Here is a 26,716-nt window from a genome sequence, read left to right as displayed (position 1 = left end):
AAGGGCTCAAGGTCGCTGCGACCTGTCGCGCTGTCAAGGAGGCTGGCCATGTCTGCCATTCAACCAGACGGTTGTTGATATGTCCTTCACAAGACCGCGGTGTGAGACGGGCCGCCCGCATCGCGGGCACCGTGCCCCGCCGTACGCCCCGTCCCCGTCACCGCGGCACCGGCCCGGCCGCACCGCCCCGGGGCCGTGCGGGCGCGGGCGGGGCGTACGGAACGACCGCGGGGGAGCGCGGGGGCGTACGCGAGCCCCCGGCGGGCGGGGCGCGCCGCCCGCCCGGACCGGCGCGGTGGCGGCACCCGGGGCCGGGGCCGGTCCGCCGCCCGGATGCGCGCGACCCCGGGTGATTCGGGACCCCGTGCCGGGCTGCGGCACCCCGGGGAGCGGGGCCCGGCGGGGCAGACTGGCCCCATGACGACCCCGCGCATCGGACTTCTCGGCACCGGCTTCTGGGCGCAGCGCGTCCACGCACCCGCCCTGGCGGCCCACCCCGGAGTGGAGCTGACCGGCGTCTGGGGGCGCCGCCCGGAGGCCGCCGAGGAGCTGGCCCACGCCCACGGCGCCCGCGCCCACACCTCCCCGGACGCGCTGTTCGCCGAGTGCGACGCCGTCGCCCTGGCGCTGCCCCCGGCCGTCCAGGCACCGCTGGCGACCCGCGCCGCCGAGGCCGGCTGCCACCTCCTCCTCGACAAGCCCGTCGCCCTCGACCCGGCCGACGCCCGGACGCTCGACGAGGCCGCCACCCGCGCGCACGTCGCCTCCGTCGTCTTCTTCACGGCCCGCTTCGGCACCCACGAGGCGGAGTGGATCGCCGGACGGGCGGAGGAGGGCGGCTGGTTCACCGCCCACGCCGACTGGCTCGGCTCCGTCTTCGCCGAGGGCAGCGACAGCCCGTACGCCGCCTCCGCCTGGCGCCGCGAGAAGGGCGCCCTGTGGGACGTCGGCCCGCACGCGCTCTCCGTCCTGCTGCCGGTCCTCGGCGACGCGGAGGACGTCACCGCCCGCCGCGGCCCGGCCGACACGGTGCTGCTGACGCTGCGCCACCGGGGCGGCGCGGCCAGCTCCGCCACCTTGAGCCTGACCGCGCCGCCCGCCGCGGCCGGCGTCGCCGTCACGCTGCGTGGCGCCGCCGGGGTCGCCGTCCTGCCGCGCCGCCAGGACGGCCCGCTGCCCGCCTACCACCGCGCCGTCGACGCCCTCCTCCTCGCCGCCCGCACCGGCCACCCGCACCCCTGCGACCTCCGCTTCGGCCGCCGCGTCACCGAGATCCTGGCGGCGGCGGAGCAGGCCCTCGACTGACCGGTCCTCCTTGGGGGTGGCGCATTCCCGCAGGTGCGGGCGGTCCCCGGTCGTAGCGTCGGCGTACCGGCGGACCGGCCGCTCCGGTGGCGGCCGCCCGCCCGACCGCGCGAAGGAGCCACCCCGTGAACACGCCCCAACCCCCCGACGCCGTCTACCCGGATCTCCTCCTCGCCGCCCTGCGCCGCGACCCCGCCCGTACGGCGCTGATCGCCGCCGACGGCACCGAGATCACCGCCGGTGAACTGGCCGCCACCGTGCACCGGACGGCCGCCGTCCTCGCCGACCGCGGCATCGGCCGCGGCGCCACCGTTGCCCTCCTCAGCGGCAACGCCCCAGCCGTGCTCGCCGCCCGCTACGCCGTCAACCACCTCGGCGCCCGCGTGGTGTTGCTCTACGACGGGCTCGCCCCCGCGGCCCTCGCCACCCTCGTCGACAGCGTGGACGCCGCCCTGCTGCTCGTCGAACCGGAGCTGGCCGCCACCGGCCGCGCCCTCCTCGGCCACCTGCGCGGGCCCCGGCCCGCCGTCCTCACCCTCGGCCCGGACCGGGACCGCGGCGACCTGCCGCCCCTGGGCGACGACCTGATGGCCGCCGCTGCCGCGCTGCCCGCCACCCCGGAGGTGCCGGGCGCAGCGCGCCCCGGGGACGACTGGTGCATCCGGCACACCGGGGGAACGACCGGCATCCCCAAGGGAGTCCGGATGACCCACGGGCCCTTCGCCCGGATGCTGACCCGCCCGGTGGCCGGCGCCGGGGACCCGCCCCGCTTCCTGGCCGCCACCTCCCTCGCCCACCTCGCGGGCATCTTCACCGACATGACGCTGGTGGCCGGCGGCACCGCCGTCCTGCGGCGCGGCTTCGAGGCGGGCGACGTCCTCGCCGCCATCGCCCGCCACCGCATCACCCACCTCTGGGTCCTCCCGCCGCTCCTCCACCGCCTCCTCGACCACCCGGACCTGCCCGCCACCGACCTCTCCTCCCTCACCCGCGTCAGCTACGGCGGCTGCCCCGCCACCCCGTCCCGGATACGGCAGGCCGCCGAGCTGCTGGGGCCCGTGCTGTACGGGGAGTACGGGTCGTCCGAGGCGCTGTCGATCACCGAGGCGGTCCCCGCCGACCTCGACGTCGCCGGTCCCGGCGGCCGGCTCACCGTCGGCCGCGCCCGCCCCGGCGTCGAGATCGCCGTACGCGACGCGGACGGCCGCACCCTGGGGGCGGGGGAGACGGGCGAGATCCACGTACGGTCCGCGGGCGTGATGACCGGCTACTGGAAGGACCCGGAGCGCTCCGCCGAGGTCCTGGTCGGCGACGGCTGGCTGCGCACCGGCGACATCGGCTTCCTGGACGAGGACGGGCGGCTCTACCTCGCCGACCGCGCCAAGGACGTGATCATCGTCGTCGGCGGCCATGTCCACCCGCTGGAGATCGAGGACCTGCTGCACACCCACCCGGACGTCGCGCAGTGCGCCGTCTACGGGGTGCGCACCGACGACGGCGAGGAGGTGCACGCCGCGGTGGTCCCGGCGCCGGGCCGCACCGTCGACCCGGAGAAGCTGCGCGCGTTGGTGGTTCACCACAAAGGCGCCCTGTACGCGCCGGTGGCGTTCCGTGTTTGGGACGCGCTGCCGCTGACACCCGTCGGCAAGCCCGACAAGGTCCGGCTGCGGGCGGCGGAGGGGCCGGCCGCGGCGGTCGCCGAGGCGCCCTGACCGGATCGGCTCAAGCCTCGTCATATCGCTGCTGGTCAGGGGCTTTTGTCAGTGGTCGGCCGTAGAATGGGAACCAGTAAGTGAGGGTTCACCCAGCACTCGGAGGTTGCCCGATGGCCCCTGCCACTCTGACGACGAAACCTCTCCCCGCCCATCCGCTGCCCAAGAAGCCGCTGCCCGCCGGCTGGCCCCGCGAGCGGTATGAATCCCACAACCGCCGCCTCAAGGCCATGCGCCTGGCGATAGCCCTGCTCGACACCGGCGTCTACCGCCCCGACCAGGCCTCCAACGGCCGTATCCGCGCGACGGCCGAGGCCATCGGCGTCCACCGCCCGTCCGACACCACCTGCCGCGTGGTGCGCGCCCTGCTCTACGACCACTGCTGATCCGAAGGAGACCCGAGGGAGCGCCGGGAACAGGAGAACGGGCCCTCGCGGGCGTCGTGCTGACGCCCGCGAGGGCCCGTTATCCCCCCGATTCCCCCGTCGGACGGTTCCGCGCCGGTGGCGCGGGGCTCGGCGGTGCGGGGCGCGTCGCCGGGGCCGAGGTGTCCGAGGGCGGCCCGCGGCGCTCGCCCCGCGGGCTACCACCGCCCGCACGGCAGCCGGGCGTCTGCTGCCCGCGCCACATCAAGCAGCCTTCCACGCCGCTCGGAAGGCCCGCAACGGCCGGCCGATGCCGTATCAACCCGCTTTGATTGCCTGGAGGTTATGAATCCTGGAGGGTGGAGCCATGACGAGGAACGGAGCGGCGCGCGACGCCAACGTCCGGCATCTGCGGGCCTTTCTGGTGCTGGCCGAGGAGCTCCACTTCGGACGCGCCGCCGCCCGGCTGTTCATCACCCAGCCCGCCCTCTCCCAGCGGATCCGCGCCCTCGAACGCGACCTCGGCGTCCGGCTCCTCGACCGCAGCACCCGCCGGGTCGGCCTGACCTGCTCCGGTGCGGAGCTGCTCCCGGCGGTGGAGGAGGCGGTGCGGGCGGCGGACCGGCTGCGGGAGCAGGCCGGGGCCCGTTCCGGCGCCGGCGGCCTGGTGATCGCCTCGTTCGAGAACATCGCGCTGATGGAGCCGGTGCCCGCGGTCATGGACGCCTTCCGGGCGGCGGCGCCCGGGGTCGGCGTGGCGTTCCGGCGGGCCGCCTTCGACACCGCCACCGTGCTCCTGGAGGGCGACGCCGACGCCGCGTTCCTCTTCCTGCCGGTGCCGGACGGAATCCAGTACCTGACGCTGGCCGAGGGCGCGCGGTGTGCGGCGCTGAGCGCGGCGGACCCGCTGGCCCGGCGCGAGGTGATCAGCCTGGCCGATCTGCGGGACCGCCCGCATCTGGGCTGGTCGCCGCGGGTGCCGAAGGTTTATCGGCAGCACTGGTCGACCGACCCGCGGCCGGACGGCAGCCCGGTGCGCTACACCGGCCACGACGTCGTCGACTACTCCGGATCGCTGCTGGCCATCGCCATGGGCGAGGGCATCCAGCTCCCGCCGGAGGCGGCCCGCCACCGCTATCCGCGGCCCGGCGTGGCCTATGTCGACGTCAAGGACCTGCCGCCCTGGTCGATGGGGCTGGCCTGGCTGCCGGGCAAACGCGATCTGCCGCACGTCCGCGCCCTGCGGGCGGCCGCACACCGGGTGACCGGGGAGCGGGAGAGGGGCTGACGGACCCGCCCGGCGCCGCCTGCCGGGCCCGGGCCCGGGGCGCTTCGCGCGACACCGGCGCGCACGCCTCCGGCCGCACCGGCGGGAACACCCCCGGCCGCACCGGCTAGGACGCGCCCTCCGCGCCGCCCGGCCGCTCCGCCCTCGTCGCCTCCGGCGCGTCCGAGGTGTCCGGGGCGTTCGAGGGGGTCGAGGGGTTGAGGGTTTCCGAGGCGTCCGAGGCCTTCGGCGCATCCGGCGCATCCGGCGCGCCCGAGGCGTCCGGCGCCCCCGTCACATCCGGCGCCCCTTCCCTCTCCGCCACCTCCGCCGCCTCCGCCGCCTCCGCCATCTCGGCCAGCTCCGCCAGCGCCGACGTCAGCCAGGTGATCCAGAACGTCTCCAGGTCGATCCCGGCCCGTACGACCAACCGCTGCAACCGCTCGCCGGGCGAGGCGGCGGCCGCGAAATCGCGTTCCTCGATCGCGGTGTACTCCGACAACTGCCGCCGGTGCAGGGCGAGATGGCGGCGCAGTTCCTCGTCGAGTCCGGTGCGTCCCACCACGGCCGCGGCCCGCATCCGCAGCAGCAACGCGTCCCGGTGCGGTTTGGGGTCCTGCGGCTCGGCGGCCCAGGCGGTCAGCGCGGCGCGGCCGGACGGCAGGACCTCGAACTCCTTCTTCTGCCCGCGGGCCGGCTGGGCCGCGGGCAGCGCCCGGATCAGTCCGGACGCCTCCAGTTTGCCCAGTTCGCGGTAGATCTGCTGATGTGTCGCCGACCAGAAATAGCCGATCGACTTGTCGAACCGCCGCGTCAGCTCCAGCCCCGACGACGGCTTCTCCAGCAGGGCGGTGAGGATGGCGTACGGCAGGGACATGGACGCATCCTAGGCCGGGCCCGCCGCCGGCCCCGGGCCCCCGGCGGCAGCCGCGAATGGCGGCAGCGGCGAACGGCGGCAGGGGCGAACGGCCCGCACCCGCCGGGGACCCGCGCCCGCCCGGGCCCCGGGGCCATCCGAGTACGGACCCGGGCGGACACACGGCCCGCCCCGCCCCGCCGCTGGCAGCCCCGCCGCTCACAACCTCGCCGCGAGCCGCGTCCCGCCGTCGATCGCCCGCTTGGCGTCCAGTTCGGCCGCCACCTCCGCGCCGCCGATCAGATGGACCGAGTGCCCGTCCTGCACGAGCACGTCGTACAGCTCGCGCCGCGGCTCCTGGCCGGTGCAGAGCACGACCGTGTCCACCGCGAGCACCTGCCGCTGCCCGTCGACGGTCAGATGCAGCCCCTCGTCGTCGATGCGGTGGTACGTGGCGCCCGCGACCGTCGTCACGCCGCGGTGGCGGAGTTCGGTGCGGTGGATCCAGCCGGTGGTCTTGCCCAGGCCCGCGCCGACCTTGGTGGTGCTGCGCTGGAGCAGATGAACCCGGCGCGGCGGTGCGCTCCGCCTCGGTGCGGTCAGTCCGCCCCGGGCGCCGTAGCCGGTGTCGACGCCCCACTGCCGGAAGAAGACCTCCGGGTCCTGGCTCGCCGGTTCGCCGCCGTCCGTGAGGAACGCCGCGACGTCGAAGCCGATGCCGCCGGCGCCGATGATCGCGACGCGCTCGCCGACCGGCGCCCCGTCCCGCAGCACGTCGAGGTAGCCGAGCACGCTCGGATGGTCGGTGCCGGGGATCGGCGGGGTGCGCGGGGTGACGCCGGTGGCCAGCACGATCTCGTCGTAACCGGCGCCCGCCAGCGCCTCCGGGGTGACCCGCGTCCCGAGCCGGACGTCGACCTGCCACCGCTCCAGGGCGTGGCGGAAGTAGCGCAGCGTCTCGTCGAACTCCTCCTTGCCGGGGATGCGGCGGGCGATGTCGAGCTGCCCGCCGATCGTCGCGGCGGCGTCGAACAGCGTGACCGAGTGGCCGCGTTCGGCCGCCGACACCGCGCAGGCCAGTCCGGCGGGGCCGGCGCCCACCACGGCGACGCGCTTGCGCAGCCGCGTCGGTGACAGCACCAGCTCCGTCTCGTGGCAGGCCCGCGGATTGACCAGACAGGACGTGATCTTGCCGCTGAAGGTGTGGTCGAGGCAGGCCTGGTTGCAGCCGATGCAGGTGTTGATGGCCTCCGGCTCGCCCCGTCCGGCCTTGGCCACGAACTCCGGGTCGGCGAGGAACGGCCGCGCCATCGCGACCATGTCGGCGGACCCGCCGGCCAGCAACTCCTCCGCGACCTCGGGGGTGTTGATGCGGTTCACGGCGACCAGCGGCAGCTTCACCGCGCCGCGCACCCGCCGCGTCACCCAGGCGTACGCGCCGCGCGGCACGGACGTCGCGATGGTCGGGATGCGCGCCTCGTGCCAGCCGATCCCGGTGTTGAGCAGCGTCGCCCCGGCCGCCTCGACCGCCTCGGCCAGCGCGATCACCTCCGGCAGCGTGGAGCCGTCCGGCACCAGGTCGAGCATGGAGAGCCGGTAGATGATCAGGAAGTCGGGCCCGGTCCGCTCCCGCACCCGCCGGACGATCTCCACCGGGAACCGCATCCGGTTCCCGTACGAGCCGCCCCACCGGTCGGTGCGCCGGTTGGTGGCGGTCACCAGGAACTCGTTGATCAGATAGCCCTCGGAGCCCATGATCTCGACGCCGTCGTACCCGGCGGACCGCGCCAGCTCCGCGGCGCGGACGAAGTCCTCGACGGTCTGCTCGACCTCGTCGTCCGTCAGCTCGTGCGGGACGAACGGGCTGATCGGCGCCTGGAGCGCGCTCGGCGCCACCAGGTCCCGGTGGTGCGCGTACCGGCCGAAGTGCAGCAGCTGGAGCGCGATCCGGCCGCCCTCGCGGTGCACCGCCCCGGTGATCTCCCGGTGCTCGGCGGCCTGCTCCTCGGTCGTCAGCGTCGCCCCGCCCTCGTAGGGCCGCCCGGCGTGGTTGGGCGCGAACCCGCCGGTGACGATCAGGCCCACGCCGCCGCGCGCCCGCTCCGCGTAGAACGCGGCCATCCGCGCGAACCCGCCGGGCGCCTCCTCCAGACCGAGGTGCATCGACCCCATCAGGACGCGGTTGGGCAGCGTCACGGAGCCCAGGTCGAGCGGGCTCATCAGATACGGATAGGGGCTCGGGCGCATCGGGGCCTCCTGGCGCAGCGGCGGTCGTCAGGGACGTTCTAGGGCACCGGAGCGGGAGTGTGCAACAAGTTGCATAAAAGAGTGACGGAGGCGACGATCCGCCTCCCCGGAGCCCAGGCCTCGCTCCTTCGCGCCCCGGCGCCCGCTCCCCGCCCGCACGCCCGCCCTCTCGGCCGACCGCGACCGGACCACCGTGGGCCGTCTCACAGCGATCTTTCCCGCCCCGCACCCCCAACTCTGTTACCTGTCAGTAGAGTTGCCGCACTCCGAGGGGTGGCCTCCGGCGCGCCCCGTACGGGAACGACGCCGCGCGCCGCGATGCCCGCCCGCCCGCACACGGAAGGGACCGCATGAGCACACCGCCCACCACGCTCACGCTCGACCACCTCGTCGACACCGACCGCTACCCCCTCGCCGACCCCGACGCCCCCGCCGCCCGCGCCGTCGTCGACCGGGCCCGCCGCGAGCTGCGCACCCACGGCTGCACCGTCCTCGCGGACTTCCTCCGCCCGCCGCAGCGCGACGCCCTGCGCGAGGAGTGCGCCGACCTCGCCCCCCGCGCCCACTTCGCCACCGAGACCGTCAACGTCTACAACATCGCCACCGACACCCCGCTGCCCGACGGCCACCCCGGGCGCCGCACCTTCCGCCGGGGCAACGCCTTCGTCCCCCGCGACCGCATCCCCGCCGACGCCCTCATCAGCCGCCTCCACACCGACCCGGACTTCCAGCGCTTCCTCGCCACCTGCTTCGGCCTGCCCCGGCTGCACCCGCTCGCCGACCCGCTCGCCGGACTCGTCCTCAACGTCGTCGAACCGGGCATGGACCACCCCTGGCACTTCGACACCAACGAGTTCACCGTCAGCATGCTCACCCAGGAGGCCACGGACGGCGGCGACTTCGAGTACTGCCCCGGCATCCGCTCCGCCGACGACGAACGCTTCGACGACGTCCGCGCCGTCCTCGACGGCCACGGCGGCCACCTGGTCCACCGCCTCCCGCTGCGCCCCGGCGACCTCCAGCTCTTCCGCGGCCGCTACGCCCTGCACCGGGTCAGCCCGGTACGCGGCACCCGGGCCCGCCACTCCGCGATCTTCGCCTACAGCGAGCGCCCCGGCGTCATCGGCTCCGTCGCCCGCACCCGCCAGCTCTTCGGCCGGGTCCTCCCCGCCCATCTCGCCGCCGCCCGCCGCACCGTCCGCGGCGACACCCTCCTGGACTGACCCAACCCCCGTACGATTCCGGCTCGTTGAGCCTGTTGTCCCGTACGCACCCGTCGAAACGAGAGCCGCCATGCCCACACCCGAGGACACCGCACCCGGCACCACCTTCGCCCACGACGACCAGCTCCCGAAGGTGCCGCTGCCCACCCTTGAGGAGAGCTGCGCCCTCTTCCTGGAGTGGTGCCGCCCGCTGCTGACCGACGCCGAACGCGCCGCCACCGAGGCCGAGGTCGCCGCCTTCCGCGCCCCCGACGGCCCCGGCCCCGTCCTGCACGCCGCCCTCGCCGCCTACGACGCGCTCCCCACCACCCACAGCTGGCTCGACACCTTCTGGCCCTACCGCTACCTCGGCCGCCGCGACCGCATTGCCCTCAACGCCAACTTCTTCTTCCTCTTCCGCGACGAGGAACCCACCGGACCCGGGAACGACCCCCAACTCCACCGCGCCGCCGGGCTGATCATGGGAGCCCTCCACCACAAGCGCCTCCTCGACGAGGAGAGCCTGCCGCCCGTCGTCCAGCGCGGCCGCCCGCAGTCGATGGACCAGCACCGCTACCTCTTCTCCACCACCCGCATCCCCGGCACCGACCAGGACACCGTCCGCGCCCCCTACTCCGACGAGTGGCCCGGCCCGTCCCGCGCCCGCCACATCGTGGTCTTCTTCCACGGCCGGATGTTCCGCCTCGACGTCCTCGGCCCCGACGGCGCCCCCTACGGGCTCGACGACCTGCGCGCCGGACTCGACGCCGTACGCAAGGCGGGCGCCGCCCCCGCCGAACCGGGCACCTCCGTCGGCCACCTCACCACCCTGGCCCGCGCCGACTGGGCCGACGCCCGCGCCGCCCTCCTCGCCGACCCCGGCAACGCCGCCGCCCTCGACTCCGTCGAAACCGCCCTCTTCTGCGTCTGCCTGGAGGACTTCGCCCCCGACGGCATCCAGGAGGCGTGCGACGAGCTGCTGTACGGCGACCGCGGCAACCGCTGGTTCGACAAGGCCGTCTCCCTCATCGTCTTCGCCGACGGCCGGGCCGGCATCAACATCGAACACTGCGAACTGGACGGCACCACCGTCCTCGCCTTCGTCGACGGCCTCCTCGCCACCACCCCCGAGGAACACGCCCGCCTCGCAGGCGCCCGCACCCAGGGCCCGCCCGAGCCGTCCCCGCTCGCCTTCACCACCGACGACGCCACCCGCGCCCGCATCCGCGCCGCCGCCGACGCCTTCACCGCGTACGGCGAGGCCACCGCCACCCGCACCGTCGCCTTCGACGACTTCGGCGCCGACACCGCCAAGGCCCTCGGCATCTCCCCGGACGCCTTCGTCCAGCTCGCCTACCAACTCGCCCACCAGCGCGCCAAGGGCCGCCTCGGCGCCACCTACGAATCGATCGCCACCCGGCAGTGGCGGCGCGGCCGCACCGAGGCGATGCGGGTGGTCACCGAGGAGATTCAGCGCTTCGTGGCCGCGATGGAGGACCCGGCCGCCGACCCCGCCACCCGCCGCGCCGCCGCCCGCACCGCCGCCGCGGCCCACGTCACCCGCGCCAAGGACTGCCAGGCGGGCCGCGCCCCCGAACAGCACCTGTGGGAACTGGAGCTGATCCAGCGCCGCCGCGGCCCCGAACTCGGCCTCCCCGACCAGCCCGCCCTCTACCGCTCCCCGGGCTGGCTGACCATGCGCGACGACTACCTCAGCACCAGCTCCGCCCCCTCCGTCCACATCCAGTACTTCGGCTTCGGCTCCACCAGCAGCCGCTGCATCGGCGTCGCCTACGTCCTCCTCCCCGACCGCTTCCACCTCTACCTCAGCACCCCGGAGCCGGTCGCGGAGCCGATGCACACGTTCGCCGAGGAACTGCGCAGGGCGGTGGGGGAGCTGCGGGAACTGCTGGGGGAGGCCAGCTGACCCGGGGCTGACGGAGTCCGGACCACTCTTCCGGCGGGCGCCGCACGCCACCGTGCGGGGCCCGCCGGGGCCGGACGGGGCCCGCCGGGGGCCGCCGGGGCCGGACGGGGCCCGCCGGGGTCCGCCGGGGCCCGCCGGGGCTGGACGGGGCCGGACTGGGGCGATCCGGGCCGGCCGGAGCCCGCCGGGTCTGATCCGGGCTGGACGGGTCCGATCCGGGCCGGACGGGGTCGGACGGGGCCCGCTGGGGCCGGACGGGTCCGAGATCCGGGCCGGACGGGGCCGAACTGGGCCCGCCGGGGCCGATCCGGGCTGACCGGGTCTGATCCGGCGCCCCGCCCCCCTCCCCCCGCGCCGGCTCTCTACTTCAACAACCGCGACATCCGCCGGTCCGCCAGCACCTTCCCGCCCGTCTGACACGTAGGGCAGTACTGCATCGACCGGTCCCGGTACACGACCTCCCGCACCACATCCCCGCACACCGGACACGCCTGACCGGCCCGCCCGTGCACCCGCATCCCGCTCTTCTTCTCCGCCTTCAGCTTCCCCGGCTCCAGCCCGCCCGACCGCGCCACCGCATCCCGCAGCGTCGTCCCGATCGCCGCGTACAACAGGCCGGCCTCCTCCTCCGACAGCGATGCCGCCGCCCTGAACGGCGACATCCGGGCGATGTGCAGAATCTCGTCCGAGTACGCGTTCCCGATCCCGGCCAGCACGCCCTGGTCCCGCAGCACCCCCTTGATCTGCCGCCGCTCCCCGGCCAGCACCGCCGCGAACGCCTCCCGCGTGAACGCCTCGTCCAGCGGATCGAGCCCCAGCCGCGCCACCCCGGGCACCTCCTGCGGATCCCGCACCACATACACCGCGACCTGCTTACGGGCCCCCGCCTCCGTCACCTCGAACCCGCCGCCCGCCACCAGCCGCACCCGCAACGCCAACGGCCCCTTCCCCGGCCGCGGCACCCCCTCCGGCACCTCCTCCCGCCACCGCACCCACCCTGACCGCCCCAGATGCATCACCAGATGCAGCCCCCCGACCTCCACATCCAGAAACTTCCCCCACCGCACCACACCCCCGCACACCCGCCCCTCCAACTCCGTCACGGCAGGCTCATACGTCTTGAGCACACTGACCGCCACCGGAAACACCCGCTCGACGGTCCGCCCGACGACACGCCCCCGCAGATACCGAACAAGCGACTCAACTTCTGGCAATTCGGGCATGGGGTCAGTGTGGCGCGGTCCGGCCGCTCCGGCACGGCCGGAGCGGCGGGCGCCACAGTCGGCGCGGAAGCCCGGGAAGCGCCGACCGCGTGCGCAAACGGCGAAGGCCGGCCACCCCCGAGAACGCTGGGGGCAACCGGCCGGCCCACCCGGCTCCCGCCGGGCGTGTGCTCCGCCTCTTACAGGTCGTAGTAAAGCTCGAACTCGTGCGGGTGCGGGCGGAGCTGGATCGGGGCGATTTCGTGGGTGCGCTTGTAGTCGATCCAGGTTTCGATCAGGTCGGAGGTGAAGACGCCGCCCTGCTGGAGGTACTCGTTGTCGGACTCCAGGGCGTCGAGGACGGCCGGGAGGGAGGTCGGGACCTGCTGGACGCCCGCGTGCTCCTCGGGGGCCAGTTCGTAGAGGTCCTTGTCGATCGGCTCGGCCGGCTCGATCTTGTTCTTGATGCCGTCGAGGCCCGCGAGGAGGAGCGCGGAGAACGCCAGGTACGGGTTGGACGACGGGTCCGGGGCGCGGAACTCGACGCGCTTGGCCTTCGGGTTGGCGCCGGTGATCGGGATGCGCATCGCGGCGGAGCGGTTGCGCTGCGAGTAGACGAGGTTGACCGGGGCCTCGAAGCCGGGGACCAGGCGGTGGTAGGAGTTCACCGTCGGGTTGGTGAAGGCCAGCAGCGACGGGGCGTGCTTGAGGATGCCGCCGATGTAGTAGCGGGCCATGTCGGAGAGGCCCGCGTAGCCCTGCTCGTCGTAGAAGAGCGGGTTGCCGCCGGACCACAGCGACTGGTGGACGTGCATACCGGAGCCGTTGTCACCGAAGATCGGCTTGGGCATGAAGGTCGCGGTCTTGCCGTTGCGCCAGGCGACGTTCTTCACGATGTACTTGAAGAGCATCAGGTCGTCGGCGGCGGCGAGCAGCGTGTTGAACTTGTAGTTGATCTCCGCCTGACCGCCGGTGCCGACCTCGTGGTGCTGGCGCTCGATCTCCAGGCCGGCGGCCTCCAGCTCCAGCGACATCTCGGCGCGCAGGTCGGCGTGGTGGTCGACCGGCGGGACGGGGAAGTAGCCGCCCTTGTAGCGGACCTTGTAGCCGCGGTTGTTCTCCTCGGAACCGGTGTTCCACGCGCCGGACTCGGCGTCGATGTGGTAGAAGGACTGGTTCGCGGAGGTGTCGAAGCGCACCGAGTCGAAGACGTAGAACTCCGCCTCGGGGCCGAAGTAGGCGGTGTCGGCGATGCCGGTGGAGGCGAGGTACGCCTCGGCCTTCTTGGCGATGTTGCGCGGGTCGCGGCTGTACTGCTCGCCGGTGATCGGGTCGTGGATGAAGAAGTTGATGTTCAGCGTCTTGTCGCGGCGGAAGGGGTCCAGCCGGGCCGTCGACAGGTCGGCGCGGAGCGACATGTCGGACTCGTGGATCGCCTGGAAGCCGCGGATCGAGGAGCCGTCGAACGCCAGCTCCTCGTCCGGGTCGAAGGCCTTCGCCGGGATCGTGACGTGCTGCATCACACCGGGCAGGTCGCAGAACCGCACGTCGATGAACTTGACGTCCTCGTCGGCGAGGTATTTCTTCGCGTCGTCGGCGTTCTGGAACATCCCTACTCCTTCTGGCCCGGTCACCGGTCGGCGGACGCGGGGCTGATGCACGGAGCGCGACCCTTGGGAGGCGCGCTTGCCCGACCATAGGCAGACGTGATTTCCCAAGCATGACCCATTTGTTTCGTCGCGGTTAACCGGGACGCGGCCTGCCTCACTTCCGATCATGCCTGGTCATGACGGTTCCGGCCGCTCGGCGGCGCCCCTCGGCCGGGGATCGCGCGCCCGCGCAGTACCGTGGACGGGTGGACAACAGGCAAGCAATCGGATCGTGGATCTCCGGCCCCCGCGCGGCCGCCGAGGACATGGGTGTCGAGTTCGGGCACCGCGGGGCGCAGCTCGGTCTGCCGGAGGAGGGGCCCGGTTCGATCGCCCGTCCGGGCCGCCGCTTCGCCGCCCTCTTCATCGACTGGGCGCTGTGCATGCTCATCGCGTACGGGCTGCTCAGCGGCGGTCGCGCGCAGTCGGCGAGCAACTGGGCGCTGGTCGTCTTCGCGGTCCTCAGCATCCTGACCGTCGGCACCGTCGGCTTCACCCCCGGCAAGCGGCTGCTGGGACTGCGGGTCGTCGCCGAGGGCGGCGGCCGCCTCTCGCTGCCGCGGGTGGTGCTGCGCACCGTCCTGCTGGTGATCGTGATCCCCGCCGTCATCTGGGACCGCGACGGCCGCGGCCTCCACGACCGCCTCAGCCGCGCGGTGCAGGTCCGCATCTGACCTCGGGCGGCCCGCGCGCCGTCCGCCGCGCGGCCCCGTACACGTATACGAAACGCCGACGGTGCCCGTACGGTCCGTGACCGGCCGGGCCCGGCCGGAGAGCGGCATGCAGAACGCCCCGGAGCCTTCGAGGCTCCGGGGCGTCGTGGTCGGTGGGGAGGCGGGCCCGGGCGGGGTCAGCGCATCTTGCCGCGCGGCGGCCGCATGTTCATCGGGCCCTTCGGCACCGGCATGTTGCTCATCAGGTCGCCGAGCGCGCGCAGCCGGTCGTTGACGGCGGTGACCTGCGCGCCGGGCAGCACCCGCGGCAGCTTCATCAGCCGGGTGCGGAGCTTCTTCAGCGGGACCTCGCCCTCGCCCTCGCCGATCACGAAGTCGTGGACCGGGGCGTCGGCGACCGTGCGCGCCATCCGCTTCTTCTCGGCGGCCAGCAGACCGCGCAGCCGGTTCGGGTTGCCCTCGCCGACCAGCACGATGCCCGCCTTGCCGACGGCGCGGTGCACCACGTCCTGGCTGCGGTTCATCGCCACCGCGGGGGTGACCGTCCAGCCGCGGACGTTCTCCAGCACCGCGGCGGCCGCGCCCGGCTGGCCCTCCATCTGCCCGAAGGCCGCCCGCTCGGCGCGGCGTCCGAAGACGATCGCCATCGCGAGGAAGGCCAGGACGAAGCCCAGGATGCCCGCGTAGACGGGGTGACCGATCGCGAAGCCGATGCCGAGGAGTACGCCGAACACGACGATGCCCACGCCAGCGACGACAAGACCGACCTTGGAGTCGACCCGACGGGTCATCTTGTAGGTCTGGGCGATCTGCTTCAGCCGCCCGGGGGTGCCGGCGCCGGCAGCGCCGTCTGTGTTTGCCTTCCTCGCCATACCAAGAAGTTTACGTGGCCCGCGGACGGCGGGTCGCCGCGGCCTCCAGTACGTCCTGCGCCTCCTGCCGCTCGCCGGCCCGGCGGCGGTCCTCCAGGACCGCGTCCCAGGCGTTGCGGCGGGCGGTGCGCTGTCCGCCGCCGAGCAGCAGCGCCTCGACGGCGCGCAGCGCACCGGTGACGGACGGGACGGGACGTGCGGTGGCGCGGAGCGGCGCGGCCTGCATGGCGGGGTTCTCCCTCGGGGAGGTCGGCGGGGCGGGCGGGCCGGGGCCCGGACGCGGTGCGTGGGTCCATCGTCACCGACGGGTGTTTCCGGCGGATGACCGGCCGGTCACGCCCCGCGACGACGAAGCGGCCCGCGCAACCCCCGGCCTGGGGGAGTGCGGGCCGCGTCCTTCCAGCATGTGCCAGGAGTCGCCGATCGGCGCGCCGGGGCGGCTCAGACCGCCTGAGTGGAGGCCTCGACCTCGCGCTGCTCGATCGCCTGCTGGTAGAGGCGGCCGGCCCGGTACGAGGAGCGGACCAGCGGGCCGGACATCACGCCGGCGTAGCCGATCTCCTCGGCCTCCTCCTTCAGCTCCACGAACTCCGCGGGCTTGACCCACCGCTCGATGGGGTGGTGGCGCACGGAAGGCCGCAGGTACTGGGTGATCGTGATCAGCTCGCAGCCCGCGTCGTGCAGGTCCTGGAGGGCCTCGCTGATCTCCTCGCGGGTCTCGCCCATGCCCAGGATCAGGTTGGACTTGGTGACCAGACCGGCCGCGCGGGATTGGGAGATGACGTCCAGCGAGCGCTCGTAGCGGAAGCCGGGGCGGATCCGCTTGAAGATCCGCGGGACCGTCTCGACGTTGTGCGCCAGTACCTCGGGGCGGGACGAGAAGACCTCGGCCAGCTGGTCGGGGACCGCGTTGAAGTCGGGGATCAGCAGCTCGACGCCGGTGTCCGGCATCGCGGCGTGGATCTGGCGGACCGTCTCGGCGTAGAGCCAGGCGCCACCGTCCTCCAGGTCGTCACGGGCGACGCCGGTGATCGTGGCGTACTTCAGGCCCATGGTCCGCACGGACTCGGCGACCCGGCGCGGCTCGTCGCGGTCGAGGGCCTGCGGCTTGCCGGTGTCGATCTGGCAGAAGTCACAGCGCCGGGTGCACTGGTCGCCGCCGATGAGGAAGGTCGCCTCGCGGTCCTCCCAGCATTCGAAGATGTTGGGGCAGCCCGCCTCCTGGCAGACCGTGTGCAGGCCCTCGCTCTTCACCAGGCCCTGCAGATGGTTGTATTCGGGGCCCATCTTCGCCCGGGTCTTGATCCACTCGGGCTTGCGCTCAATGGGGGTCTGGCTGTTCCGGACCTCCAGGCGCAGCATCTTGCGTCCGTCGGGTGCGACAGCGGACACGTCGGCGCCCCTTTCTGCTATCGCGGCATTCGATTCAGCGGCGTCCACCAGGGTACGCCCGGTATTTCGCACGTCTTTACGTGCTCGCCAACCCCGGATACGAGGCCGGCATTCCTTACGGTGCTCAGACCGCGCGGGGGAGGAGCTCGGCGCCCTCCAGGACGTCCCGCAGATGCTTCTCGACCGAGGGCAGCACCTCGGCGATGGTGATCTCGCGCCCCAGCTCGCCGGAGAGCGAGGCGACCCCGGCATCCCGGATGCCGCACGGGACGATCTTGTCGAACGAGGTGTTGTCCGGGTTCACGTTCAGCGCGAAGCCGTGCATCGTGACGCCCTTGGCGACGCGGATGCCGATCGCGGCGAGCTTGCGGTCCTCGCCGCGCTGACCGGCGTTGGACGGCGCGTACTCGGGGCCGCGCAGCCGTGCGTCGTACATCTCGTCCGCGTCCTCGCCGGGCTGCGGGGCGAGGTCGAGCTGGAGACCGCCGAGCGAGGGGCGCTCCTCGACCGGGTCGCCGAGGACCCAGACGCCGCTGCGCCCCTCGACGCGGGTGGCCTCGACGCCGAAGTCGGCGCAGACCCGGATCAGCGCCTCCTCCAGGCGGCGGACGTGCGCGACGACGTCGACCGGGCGCGGCAGCTTCTGGATCGGGTAGCCCACCAGCTGGCCCGGGCCGTGCCAGGTGATCTTGCCGCCGCGGTCCACGTCGATGACGGGGGTGCCGTCCAGCGGGCGTTCGTCGTCGGCGGTGCGGCGGCCCGCGGTGTAGACGGGCAGGTGCTCCAGCAGCAGGCAGGTGTCGGGGACCTCGTCGGCGAAGCGGGCGGCATGGATCCGCCGCTGCTCCTGCCATGCCGTCTCGTACGGCACGGCGTCGGCGCCGAAGCCCAGATGCACAAAGCGCAGCCCCTCGGGTGCGGGGGTGTCCCCCCGAGAGATCGCAGTCACGGCAGCTCCTCTTCGCACTTCTGTCGCAGCGGGCTGCGACGTTTGACGCAGTACCTCCGCATCCGTTCGATACGGGAGTCCTGCATGTCCGATGCCACTTCGCGCCCAGGCCACTGTACGGCCGGGGGGCCGGGCGGCCGGTGGCCGGGGGACCCCGCGCGCACCGGCCGGAGAACCGGCCGGCGGGTCGGGTCGGCGCGGGCGTGAGCCGGGTGAACCTCGGTGTGGCGTGCATGCGCCCTGCTCACACGATCGGATGAACGCGGTGCTCAGGCGGCCAGAAGAGCCCCGAAGGCCGTTACATTCGCGCCGTTCCACAAGGGCGACGAGCGTGCCGGACAGGGTCAGCCGGGCCCGGCGGCCCGGCCCGGAAGGCAGGAGACCGGTAAAGCTGATGACGGAACGACCCCCGCACCGCACGCCCAACCGCCGGCTGGCCGCCCTCATCGCCGAGGCAGGGTTCTCCAACGCCGGACTCGCCAGGCGCGTCGACCAGCTCGGCATCGAGCACGGCCTCGATCTGCGCTACGACAAGACCTCCGTGACCCGCTGGCTGCGCGGCCAGCAGCCGCGCGGTACGACCCCGGCGCTGATCGCCGAGGTCTTCACCCGCAAGCTGGGCCGCCGCCTGTCGGCCCAGGACCTCGGCCTGGACGCCTGCGCACCGGTCTACGCCGGGCTGGAGTTCGCCGCGACGCCCACCGAGGCCGTCGACATCGTCAGTGGTCTGTGGCGCAAGGACTCCGGCAGCCATGTCGAGCTGCGCAAGATCGCCTTCACCCCGGCGGGGCTGGTGGTGCCCAGCCGGGACTGGCTCATCGGCCGCCCCGACGAACGGGTGGCCCGCGGCGAGCTGGGCCCCGACGGCACCGGCCGGGTCCCGCTCCAGGGCCGGATCTCGGTGCCCCGCCAGCGCCGCACCGACCATCTCGACCGGGTCGGCGGCGCCCGCGTCACCGCCGGGGACATCGCGGCGCTGCGCTCCGTCGGCGAGCTGTTCCGCGCGCTGGACCACGCCTACGGCGGCGGCCACGCCCGCCAGGCCCTGGTGCGCTATCTGGAGCACGAGGCCGAGCCGATGCTGCGCGGCACCTACGGCGAGGCGACCGGCCGCAAGCTCTTCGCCGCGGCCGCCGATCTGACCCGGCTGGCCGGGTGGACGTCGTACGACATCGTGGCGCACGGCCTGGCGCAGCGGTACTTCGTCCAGGCGCTGCGGCTGGCGCAGGCGGCGGGCGATCGCGCGTACGGCTCGTACGTGCTGGTCACGATGAGCCGGCAGGCCGTCTACCTCGGGCACGGCCGGGAGGCGGTGCAGCTGGCGCGGGTGGCGCAGCAGGGCGTCGGGGCCGCGGCGCCGCCCGCCGTGCTGGCGCTGCTGCACGCGGCGGAGGCGCGCGGCCACGGCCTGCTGGGCGAGGTGCGGGCCTGCACGGCGGCGCTGTCGCGCTCCGAGCGGGCGCTGGAGGTCGCCCGGCCCGGCGACGAGACACCGCACTGGGCGCGCTTCTTCGACGAGGCGCAGCTCGCCGACGAGCTGGCGCACTGCCACCGCGATCTGCGGCAGTTCCGCGCCGCCGCCCAGCACGCCGAGCGCTCCCTGGAGCTGCGGGCACCGGGCTTCGCCCGCAGCCGCCTCTTCTGCCGGGTGGTGCTGGCCACCTCCCGGCTGGCCCTGGGCGAGCTGGAGCAGGCGTGCTCGCTCGGCGCCGAGGCGGCGCTCCAGGCGGCCGACATGCGGTCGGTGCGCGCCCATGAGTACGTCGCCGAGTTCGAGCGGCGGCTGGAGCCGTACCGCGACGCGGCGCCGGTGCGGGGGTACCGGGACCGGGTGGCGGCCCTGGGGTGAGGCGACGGGCCGCCGGGCCCCGCCCCGCCGACGGGCCCGTACCGCTCAGCGCGAGCGGTGCGGGCCCGTCGGTCTTCAGGCGGCCGTGTGCAGGGCGGCCGGTTCGGCGGCGGGCAGGCCGAGGTCGGTCAGCAGGGCGCGGGCGGCCCGGCGGCCGGAGTCCAGCGCCCCCTGGACGGTGCTGATGCCGCGGTGGTCGCCGCACACATACAGCCCGGAGAGCACCCGGACCGGCCGTTCCGGGTCGTGCGGCGCCGGCATCGCCGGGATCGCCGCCGGGGTGTGCCGCGCCGTCAGCAGCTCCCAGTCGGTGGTGGCGGTGCCGTACACCCGGGCCAGCTGCGGCCGGACCGCCGCGTCCAAGGTGGCGGCCGGCAGCGCCGCGGGGGCGCCCAGGATCACCGTCGTCAGCAGCGTCCGGCCCGCCGGGACGCGGGACGGGTCGATCGCCCCGGCCGCGTAGCTGCAGGCCAGCGGGGAGCGCGTGGTGAGCAGCAGCGGCGTCTCGCGGGGACCTGCCGGGTGCGGGCCGTGGCCGGGCGGGGTGGTGTGGTGCAGCACCGTCGCCGGGTGGAACGGCGGCACCCGCAGCCCCGGCAGCAGCGCCGCCGCGTCCCGCGCACCGGTCGCGACCACCACCGCGCGGCAGGTCACCTCGCCGTGGTCCGCGGTGGTGACGGAGGTGGTGGCGACGGCGGTGACGCGGACGCCGGTGCGGACGGTGCCGGGCGGCAGGCCCGCGGCGAGCGCGGCGGGCAGCGCGGCGGCGCCCCCGGAGGGCAGGCAGAGCCGGCCCTCCGCGAACGCCCGCAGGGCCAGCGCGGCGCCGCGGCTGGAGCCGGCCAGCCGCGGATCGCCCAGCAGCACGCCGAGCAGCGGCCGCAGGAACGCGTCGTGGGCGCGCGGTGCGAAGACCGGACGGGCGGACAGCGCGTCGGCCGCCGGGCGGTCGGGGGCCGTACGGTCGCCGAGGCGGTCGGTCCGCCGGTCCTGGGGGCGCTCCGGATGCCGGTCGGCGCGCGAAAGGGCGCGTGCGGCGGCGAGTGCGCCCCTTGTGCTCCGGAGAGCGCTGACCCGCTGCGCGCGCCGCCCGTTGTGCAGCCCGATCCACGGCGCGAACCGGCAGAGCTTCAGCGTCTCCAGGCCGGGCATCCGCAGCAGGCCGGGCGTGGCGACGAGCGGTCTGCCGCCGTGGTCCAGCAGGAAGCCGTCGACGTCGTCGGTGGCCGACCGGCCGCCGATCCGCTCGGCCGCCTCCAGCACGGTGACCGTGAGCCCGGCGGCGGTCAGTTGACGGGCGGCGGCCAGCCCCGCAGGGCCGGCCCCCACGATGACCGCGTCCACGGCCGGTGAGGTGCGCTGCACGTGCCCCTCCTCAGATCGGTCCCGCCCGCCCGCACCGGGCGGTACACGGGACGCCGGATGATGTGTGGAGGCACGGTAGGGACGGCCCGGCCGGGGCGGCCAGGGATCGCGCGGGGCGCGTCGGAGCGGGGCGGGCGCCGGTCCCCGTCCGGGGCGGGGCCGCCTCCCACGGGCGGGGTACGGGGCGCAGCCCGGCCGGTCGGCTCGCGGGACGGACGCGGGTCGCCCCCTACGGGCGGGGTGCGGGCTGCGGCACCCGGTGGGCGTGGCCGCCGCATGGGGCCCGAGCCGCCGCATGGGCCCGAGCCGCCGGGGAGCGACCGTCCGCGCGGGGCCCGAGGCCGCCGGGAGCGGCATCCGCCTGTGGCCCGAGGCCACCGGAGAGCGCCCCGTCCGCGCGGGCCCGGACGCTCCCTCACGCCGCCCGGATGGCCGCCTCGATGCCCGGATACGTGAACGTGAACCCGTCGGCCAGCAGCCGGCGCGGGATCACCCGCTGACTGCCGAGGACGTCCCCGGCGAACTCCCCGAGGACCACCTTCAGGGCCACCGCCGGCACCGGGAACGGCGTCGGGCGGTGCAGCACCCGGCCCATCGCGGCCGTCACCTCGCGGTTGGTCACCGGCTCCGGGGCGGTGAGGTTGACCGGCCCGGCGAGGTCGCCGTCGATCAGATGGCGCAGCGCGGCGACGTGGTCGTGGAGCGCGATGAAGCTCCAGTACTGGCTGCCGTCGCCCAGCCGGCCGCCCAGGCCCAGCCGGAACAGCGGGAACAGCCGCCCCCAGGCGCCGCCCGAACGGGCCACCACCAGGCCGGTGCGGGCGAAGGCCGTCCGGATGCCGGCCGCCTCGGCGGGCGCCGCCGCGCCCTCCCAGTCGACGCAGAGCTCCGGCAGGAATCCCGTACCGGCCGGTGCCGTCTCGTCCGTGCGCCGGCTGCCGGTGTCGCCGTAGTAGCCGACGGCGCTGCCGCAGACGAAGACCCGGGGCGGGGTGTCCAGCGAGGCCAGGGCGGTGGCGAGGGCGGCGGTGCCGCGCACCCGGCTGTCGTGGATCTCGCGCTTGTACGCGGCGGTCCAGCGGTGGTCGCCGACGCCCGCGCCCGCCAGGTGCACCACCGCCTCGCACCCGGCGAGCCCGGCGGTGTCCACCTCCCCGCGGCGCGGATCCCAGCGCACCTCGTCCGGCGCGGCGGGCGGGCGCCGCACCAGCCGGACGGGGGTGTGCCCGTCCGCCCGCAGCGACCGGACGAGAGCTGAGCCGATGAGACCGGTCGAGCCGGTGATCGCGATCCGCATGGCGCCATACTGCCCGCCGGGCCCCCGCGGGCGTGGTTCACGCGCGAAAGCGCTCCCACAGTCGGGGCAGCCGCTCCTCCAGCGCCGTGTCGTCGTCGACGTCGACATAGCCGCCCAGCGGTTCGGCCGGCTGCGGCGGCAGGCCGAGGTCGGGCAGCTCCGCGCCGGTCAGCTGCTCGTAGGCGTCGTCGGCGGCGTACCCCAGCTCCTCGCCGTCGCCGTCCGTCTCCTCGTCGAACTCGCCGAGCAGATCGGCGAGTTGGCCGGGATCGTGCAGCGCGCCCTCGAAGACCTCCCGGCCCTGGCCGATCAGCCAGCAGCGGAACGCGTCGAAGACGTCGTCGCTCGCGCCGTCCAGCAACACCGCCGCCGCGGCCCACAGGTCCCAGGTGTACGCGCGGTGGTAGCGGGCCTCGAAGTGGCGGGCGAAGTCCACGACGGATTCCGGGTCGCGGCCCAGCAGCCGCTCGGTCAGCGCGTCGGCCTGCTCCTCCGGATCGCCCTCGGCGTCCGCGCGGGAGGCGTCGATCAGCTCCCAGAACTCCGTCTCGTCCATCAGAGCCTGGCCAGGGGGCGCCCCGCTTCAGCGGGGTGGGGAATGGTTTTTGAGGGCCGCCCTGGCGCCAACTCGGCACACGGATCTGCCTTGTTCACCTGTGTCACCTCTCTGCCGCACTAGACTTGTCGCGTGTATATATTGGTTTCGTGGCTGTGACCAGGAAGGTTCGCCGATTCTCCGGCGGTGTGTGCGATCTCGGGCTCCATGTGGTGTGGTGTCCGAAGTACCGCCGTCCGGTCCTTGACGGCCAGGTCGCGGAACGTCTGGACGAGTTGATCCGCCAGAAGGCTGACGAGCGTGGCTGGAAGATCACCGCCCTTGAGGTGATGCCGGACCATGTACAGCTTTTCGTGAAGCACGACCCGAAGTCGTCCGCTTCGTATGTGGCGAACCAGTTCAAGGGCTTCACCTCCCGCGTTCTGCGGGAGGAGTTCCCGCACCTGAAATCGCGGATGCCCACCTTGTGGTCGTCGTCGTACTTCGCGGCCTCGCTCGGCGCCGTGAGCGCCGCGACGGTGGAGAAGTACATCAGCACCCAGTGGGAACGCCCCCGGAAGAAGGAGGAGGGGGACGCCTCGTGATACGGGCGTACAAGTTCCTCCTCCGTCCGACCGCTCGGCAGGGGCAGTCGTTGACCGAGATGCTTCGGGATCATTGCTCGCTCTACAACGGCGCTTTGCAGGAGCGCCGGGACGCCTACCGGCACAGTTCGAAGACGAGCATCAAATACGGCGACCAGTCCGCCCAGCTCAAGCAGATCCGGGCCTTCGATCCCGAGCGTCAGGGCCGCTGGTCGTTCAGCTCGCAGCAAGCCACCTTGCGTCGCCTGGACAAGGCGTTCCAAGCCTTCTTCAGGCGGGTGAAGGCCGGTCAGAAACCTGGCCACCCCCGTTTCAAGGGCGTCGGCCACTTCGACACCGTCACCTTCCCCAAGGATGGCGACGGCTGCCGCTGGGACTCCACCCCGGACGTCCGGCAGACCCGCGTGCGCCTCCAAGGCGTCGGACACGTCCGCGTCCACCAGCACCGGCCCGTCAAGGGCCGCGTCAAGACGGTCAGCATCAAGCGGGAAGGCAACCGCTGGTACGTCGTCCTCGCCTGCGACAATGTGCCCACCGAGCCCCTTCCCGCGACTGGCAGGATCGTCGGCATCGACATGGGCGTCGTGCACTTCTTCACCGACTCCAACGGGGAACACAAGGCCGCTCCGCGCTTCCTTCACCACATGGCCGAGGAGCTGGAGAAGGCGCAGCGGCACCTTTCGACCTTCCCCCAGCGCACCCGACGCCGGACGAAGAAGCACCGGGCCGCAGCGCGGAAGGTGGCCAAGCTGCACGCCAAGATCCGGCGTCGGCGTCTCGACCACCACCACAAGGCCGCGAACGAGCTGATCCGCGACAATGACGTGATCGGCCACGAGCGGCTGAACCTGGCGGGCATGACCAAAGCCCCCGCACCCAAACCCGACCCCGACAGCGACGGTGCGTTCCTCCCGAACGGCGCTGCCGCCAAGGCCGGCCTCAACAAGAGCATCCTCGACGTGGGCGTGGGACTCTTCCTGGACATACTGGCGAGCAAGGCTGAAAGTGCCGGTCGCCTGGTGGTTCCGGTGGACCCCCGCAACACCTCCCGCACCTGCCCGTCGGCCGATGGAGGCTGCGGACACATCGCCAAGGAGAACCGCGTCACCCAGGCCGAGTTCGAGTGCGTCAACTGCGGCTGGTCCGGCAACGCCGACCACGTAGGCGCGCTGAATGTCCAGCACAGGGCCGGGCTGGCCCTCTGTGGCGCTGCTTGGCCAGCGACACAGGAAGCCCGCGACTTCGGTCATGGGTGGAGTCACCACCGCTCCAGCATCGGGCCTGCCGGGGTCGCACGCATGTGGAGCGGCCCGCCGCCACCCGCGCGGCGGCGCCGTCCGCACGTGCACGCGTAATGCCCCGGATGCGGTGTACGCACCGTGCGGGCCCCGGAGTTGTTGATCAACGGCCGGGCGACCGGTGCGAGAATCACCCGTGGGAAGGCCGGCCCCGCGCCGCCCTCCCTGACCCGATCGGCAGACCCATTCCTGAAGGGCGCTTCCACGCCATGCCCATGGACGAACGAACCCGCGCCGATGTCGAGCGGGCCGAGGCGGCCATCGTCGAGCACTACCCGCGCCTGGTGCGCCTCGCCCATCTCGTTCTGCCGCCCGCGATGGGCCGCCACCGCCGGGTGCTGACGGCACACGGGATCGTCCAGCGCGCCCTGCCGTCCACGAGCCGCGAGCGGGCCCGCGCCGTCCTGCCCGGCCAGCGCCGCGGCCCCCGGCCCGAGCCCGGCTATCCGCAGGTCCGCTCGCGCGTCCTGGAGCTGGCGCTGGCCCAGGCGAAGCTGGGGCGCCGGCGGTCGCCGCTGCCCTTCGTGTGGGGGCTGCGGCTCTTCCCGCGGGCCGGCGGCGCCGATGAACTCGCCCTGGACCAGGCGCTGTCCGCCCTGACCGCCCCCGCCCGCGCCGCCGTCGGCCTCCGCCATCTGGAGGAGCTGGACGAGGACGAGGTCGTCGCGGTCCTCGGCGCGGCCGGGGTCGCCGACCCCGGGGAGGCGCAGCGCGCCGCCGCCGCGCTCGGGCCGGGGACCGCCGCGCTGCTGCACTCCGGCGAGTTCGACCCCTGCACCGTCCAGGCCCGCCCCACCGATCTGCTCCGGCGCCGTCAGGGCAGGCGGGTGGCGATCGTCGGCGCCGCGGCGTTGACGGCCGGTGCGGCGCTGCTCACCGCCGTCGGCGGGCCGGGCGGCGCCCCGGAGCCCGCCCGGCCGGACCCGGCCACCGTGCGGGCGCGGCAGGCCCTGGACCCGGAGCGGCTGGTGCGCGCCCCCGACGACGCCTGGGCCGACACCTCCCGGATGGACTTCACCGCCTGGTCGCCGCGCGGCGAGTACGCCGGGGACACGGCGCTGCTCGGGCGCGCCCTGCGGGTGTGGGGCGCGCCGGGCCGCGACGTCCGCGTCACCGCCGCCGCCGGCACCTCCACCCGGCCGCCGGACCAGCCGCCCCGGGTGCTCTACGGCGGCGTGATCGACGGCGTGACGGTGGCCGTCCTCCACGACGGCGACCGGCTGGTGCGGTACGCCGAGCCCGAAGGGGCCCCGGCGGAGCTGGAGTTCGCCCGCGCCGACAACGCCGATCTGACGACCGCCGGGGCGCTGGTCATCGGGCGCGGCACCGGCTGGATGCGCTACCTCATCGCCCCGTGGATCACCGACGCCACCACCCGCGACCTGCTGCGGCCCGGCGCCCGGGAGAAGGCGCTGCACGTCGCCCCGGACGGCGTCACCGACCGCGTCCCTCAGCCGCCCGCGGACGGCGCCGCCTGCGGACAGTGGCCGGTGACGCGGCTGCACTCCTCGGCGCGGGTCACCGCCCGGCACAGCTTCCTGCTGACCGACCTCGGCGACCTCACGCCCGTCCACCTGACGTACGGCCCGGCCACCGCCGCCGGGCCCGCCGCCGCGCCCCCGGCCGAGGCGACCACCCCCACGGCCCTGCTGAGCTGGGCCCGCACCGCCTGCTCGCTGCGCGAGGAACGGGGCGCGGGCGTCCGGTCGGTCAACAACTGGGTCTACGCCCGCCAGCGGCTGCCGGAGAGCGGCGCCGCCGCCACCTGGACGTGCAGCCGCGCCGACACCTGGCGCGGGCCGGGCCGGGTGGCCGTGCAGTTCCACCCCGCCGCCGGGGCCGCCCGGGTCGTCGGCCGCGCCCGGGACACCGCGGCGTGCAGCCCGTACGGGCCGGAGGTCGTCGGCGAGACGCGCTGGCGCGCCGGCTCCGGCCACTGGTACCTGCTCGCGGCCGGCAGTTCCGCGGTGCGCGGCCTCGACGTCACCGGCGCCGTGCACCGCACCACCCGCGCCACCACCTTCGCCGTCGCCGTCCCGGCGAACGCCCCGGTGCGGGTCGCCGGGGTGCTGGCCTCCGGGGGACTGCTGCACGCGCTGCGGCGGTGAGCCGGCGGGGCGGCGGCCGGCCCGCACCGGCCGCCGCCCC

Annotated in this window: 21 protein-coding genes and 1 pseudogene; 11 read left to right on the top strand and 11 right to left on the bottom strand. The window is 74.4% G+C overall.

What is annotated here, in order from left to right:
• The first annotated feature begins 417 nt into the window (after window positions 1-417).
• The 4 genes from ABT345_RS01800 (at window position 418) to ABT345_RS01785 (ending at window position 4,670) form a co-directional block, all read left to right on the top strand.
• Window positions 418-1,305: a Gfo/Idh/MocA family protein gene (locus tag ABT345_RS01800; protein WP_345083458.1), complete on the top strand. Its 888-nt coding sequence runs from the start codon at window positions 418-420 to the stop codon at window positions 1,303-1,305.
• A gap of 125 nt (window positions 1,306-1,430) precedes the next feature.
• Window positions 1,431-3,017, top strand: coding sequence for an AMP-binding protein (locus ABT345_RS01795; protein ID WP_345083456.1), 1,587 nt, complete (start codon window positions 1,431-1,433; stop codon window positions 3,015-3,017).
• A gap of 113 nt (window positions 3,018-3,130) precedes the next feature.
• Window positions 3,131-3,403: a hypothetical protein gene (locus tag ABT345_RS01790; RefSeq protein WP_345083454.1), complete on the top strand. Its 273-nt coding sequence runs from the start codon at window positions 3,131-3,133 to the stop codon at window positions 3,401-3,403.
• A gap of 346 nt (window positions 3,404-3,749) precedes the next feature.
• Window positions 3,750-4,670 (top strand): LysR family transcriptional regulator, encoded by a 921-nt coding sequence (locus ABT345_RS01785; RefSeq protein WP_345083452.1) that lies wholly within the window; start codon window positions 3,750-3,752, stop codon window positions 4,668-4,670.
• A gap of 319 nt (window positions 4,671-4,989) precedes the next feature.
• Here the strand turns inward: ABT345_RS01785 and ABT345_RS01780 are convergent.
• Window positions 4,990-5,526: pseudogene (locus ABT345_RS01780) on the bottom strand (PadR family transcriptional regulator); the annotation flags it as partial.
• A 198-nt stretch (window positions 5,527-5,724) separates the two neighbouring features.
• The gene (locus tag ABT345_RS01775; protein WP_345083448.1) at window positions 5,725-7,752 is read right to left on the bottom strand and encodes an oxidoreductase; all 2,028 of its coding nucleotides are present in this window, start codon (window positions 7,750-7,752) and stop codon (window positions 5,725-5,727) included.
• Window positions 7,753-8,102: 350 nt separating this feature from the next.
• On the opposite strand from ABT345_RS01775, the gene ABT345_RS01770 reads away from it, so the two are divergent.
• Window positions 8,103-8,975 carry a HalD/BesD family halogenase gene (locus tag ABT345_RS01770; protein WP_345083446.1) on the top strand — a complete coding sequence of 291 codons (873 nt, stop codon included), beginning with the start codon at window positions 8,103-8,105 and terminating at the stop codon, window positions 8,973-8,975.
• A 70-nt stretch (window positions 8,976-9,045) separates the two neighbouring features.
• Window positions 9,046-10,881: a choline/carnitine O-acyltransferase gene (locus ABT345_RS01765; protein WP_345083444.1), complete on the top strand. Its 1,836-nt coding sequence runs from the start codon at window positions 9,046-9,048 to the stop codon at window positions 10,879-10,881.
• 362 nt (window positions 10,882-11,243) lie between these two features.
• Here ABT345_RS01765 and ABT345_RS01760 read toward each other — a convergent pair whose 3' ends face one another.
• Window positions 11,244-12,104, bottom strand: a complete 861-nt coding sequence (locus tag ABT345_RS01760) for an Fpg/Nei family DNA glycosylase (RefSeq protein WP_345083442.1) — start codon at window positions 12,102-12,104, stop codon at window positions 11,244-11,246.
• 179 nt (window positions 12,105-12,283) lie between these two features.
• Window positions 12,284-13,693 carry a type I glutamate--ammonia ligase gene (gene glnA, locus ABT345_RS01755; RefSeq protein WP_345083441.1) on the bottom strand — a complete coding sequence of 470 codons (1,410 nt, stop codon included), beginning with the start codon at window positions 13,691-13,693 and terminating at the stop codon, window positions 12,284-12,286.
• 245 nt (window positions 13,694-13,938) lie between these two features.
• On the opposite strand from glnA, the gene ABT345_RS01750 reads away from it, so the two are divergent.
• Window positions 13,939-14,406 carry an RDD family protein gene (locus ABT345_RS01750; protein ID WP_211266141.1) on the top strand — a complete coding sequence of 156 codons (468 nt, stop codon included), beginning with the start codon at window positions 13,939-13,941 and terminating at the stop codon, window positions 14,404-14,406.
• Between the two features lie 176 nt (window positions 14,407-14,582).
• Here the strand turns inward: ABT345_RS01750 and ABT345_RS01745 are convergent, their stop codons facing one another.
• From ABT345_RS01745 to lipB, 4 genes are all read right to left on the bottom strand, one after another.
• A complete protein-coding gene (locus ABT345_RS01745) occupies window positions 14,583-15,278 on the bottom strand; it encodes a DUF4191 domain-containing protein (RefSeq protein ID WP_345083438.1) in 696 nt (231 codons plus the stop codon).
• A 10-nt stretch (window positions 15,279-15,288) separates the two neighbouring features.
• A complete protein-coding gene (locus tag ABT345_RS01740) occupies window positions 15,289-15,504 on the bottom strand; it encodes an SCO2195 family GlnR-regulated protein (protein ID WP_345083436.1) in 216 nt (71 codons plus the stop codon).
• A gap of 215 nt (window positions 15,505-15,719) precedes the next feature.
• The gene (gene lipA / locus ABT345_RS01735) at window positions 15,720-16,670 is read right to left on the bottom strand and encodes a lipoyl synthase (protein WP_345083434.1); all 951 of its coding nucleotides are present in this window, start codon (window positions 16,668-16,670) and stop codon (window positions 15,720-15,722) included.
• Between the two features lie 124 nt (window positions 16,671-16,794).
• The gene (lipB, locus tag ABT345_RS01730; RefSeq protein WP_345083432.1) at window positions 16,795-17,619 is read right to left on the bottom strand and encodes a lipoyl(octanoyl) transferase LipB; all 825 of its coding nucleotides are present in this window, start codon (window positions 17,617-17,619) and stop codon (window positions 16,795-16,797) included.
• Between the two features lie 394 nt (window positions 17,620-18,013).
• Here lipB and ABT345_RS01725 point away from each other — a divergent pair, with 394 nt between their 5' ends.
• On the top strand, window positions 18,014-19,468 hold the full coding sequence (locus ABT345_RS01725) for an NsdA family TPR-like regulatory protein (protein WP_345083431.1): 1,455 nt from the start codon (window positions 18,014-18,016) through the stop codon (window positions 19,466-19,468).
• A gap of 75 nt (window positions 19,469-19,543) precedes the next feature.
• On the opposite strand, the gene ABT345_RS01720 is transcribed toward ABT345_RS01725, so the two are convergent.
• The 3 genes from ABT345_RS01720 to ABT345_RS01710 form a co-directional block, all read right to left on the bottom strand.
• Entirely contained in the window at window positions 19,544-20,833 is a 1,290-nt protein-coding gene (locus ABT345_RS01720) for an FAD-dependent oxidoreductase (protein ID WP_345083430.1), read from the bottom strand.
• Between the two features lie 415 nt (window positions 20,834-21,248).
• A complete protein-coding gene (locus ABT345_RS01715; RefSeq protein WP_345083428.1) occupies window positions 21,249-22,130 on the bottom strand; it encodes a TIGR01777 family oxidoreductase in 882 nt (293 codons plus the stop codon).
• A gap of 37 nt (window positions 22,131-22,167) precedes the next feature.
• Window positions 22,168-22,686, bottom strand: a complete 519-nt coding sequence (locus tag ABT345_RS01710) for a DUF4240 domain-containing protein (protein WP_345083426.1) — start codon at window positions 22,684-22,686, stop codon at window positions 22,168-22,170.
• A gap of 149 nt (window positions 22,687-22,835) precedes the next feature.
• Between ABT345_RS01710 and tnpA the strand changes: the two genes are divergently transcribed.
• The 3 genes from tnpA to ABT345_RS01695 all read left to right on the top strand — a co-directional run bounded on the left by tnpA (window position 22,836) and on the right by ABT345_RS01695 (window position 26,676).
• A complete protein-coding gene (gene tnpA, locus ABT345_RS01705) occupies window positions 22,836-23,270 on the top strand; it encodes an IS200/IS605 family transposase (RefSeq protein ID WP_386459922.1) in 435 nt (144 codons plus the stop codon).
• Complete coding sequence (locus ABT345_RS01700; RefSeq protein ID WP_345083424.1) at window positions 23,267-24,625, top strand: RNA-guided endonuclease InsQ/TnpB family protein; 1,359 nt, start codon at window positions 23,267-23,269, stop codon at window positions 24,623-24,625. The genes tnpA and ABT345_RS01700 overlap by 4 nt, the downstream gene beginning before the upstream one ends.
• 158 nt (window positions 24,626-24,783) lie before the next feature.
• Window positions 24,784-26,676: a hypothetical protein gene (locus ABT345_RS01695; RefSeq protein WP_345083422.1), complete on the top strand. Its 1,893-nt coding sequence runs from the start codon at window positions 24,784-24,786 to the stop codon at window positions 26,674-26,676.
• Window positions 26,677-26,716 lie beyond the last annotated feature (40 nt).

The organism is Streptomyces sp. NPDC000404, from assembly GCF_040300365.1.
In the GTDB taxonomy this organism is placed as follows: domain Bacteria; phylum Actinomycetota; class Actinomycetes; order Streptomycetales; family Streptomycetaceae; genus Streptomyces; species Streptomyces ramulosus.
The sequence above is the reverse complement of the archived record's forward strand: the minus strand, read 5'-3'. Positions and strand labels throughout refer to the sequence as shown.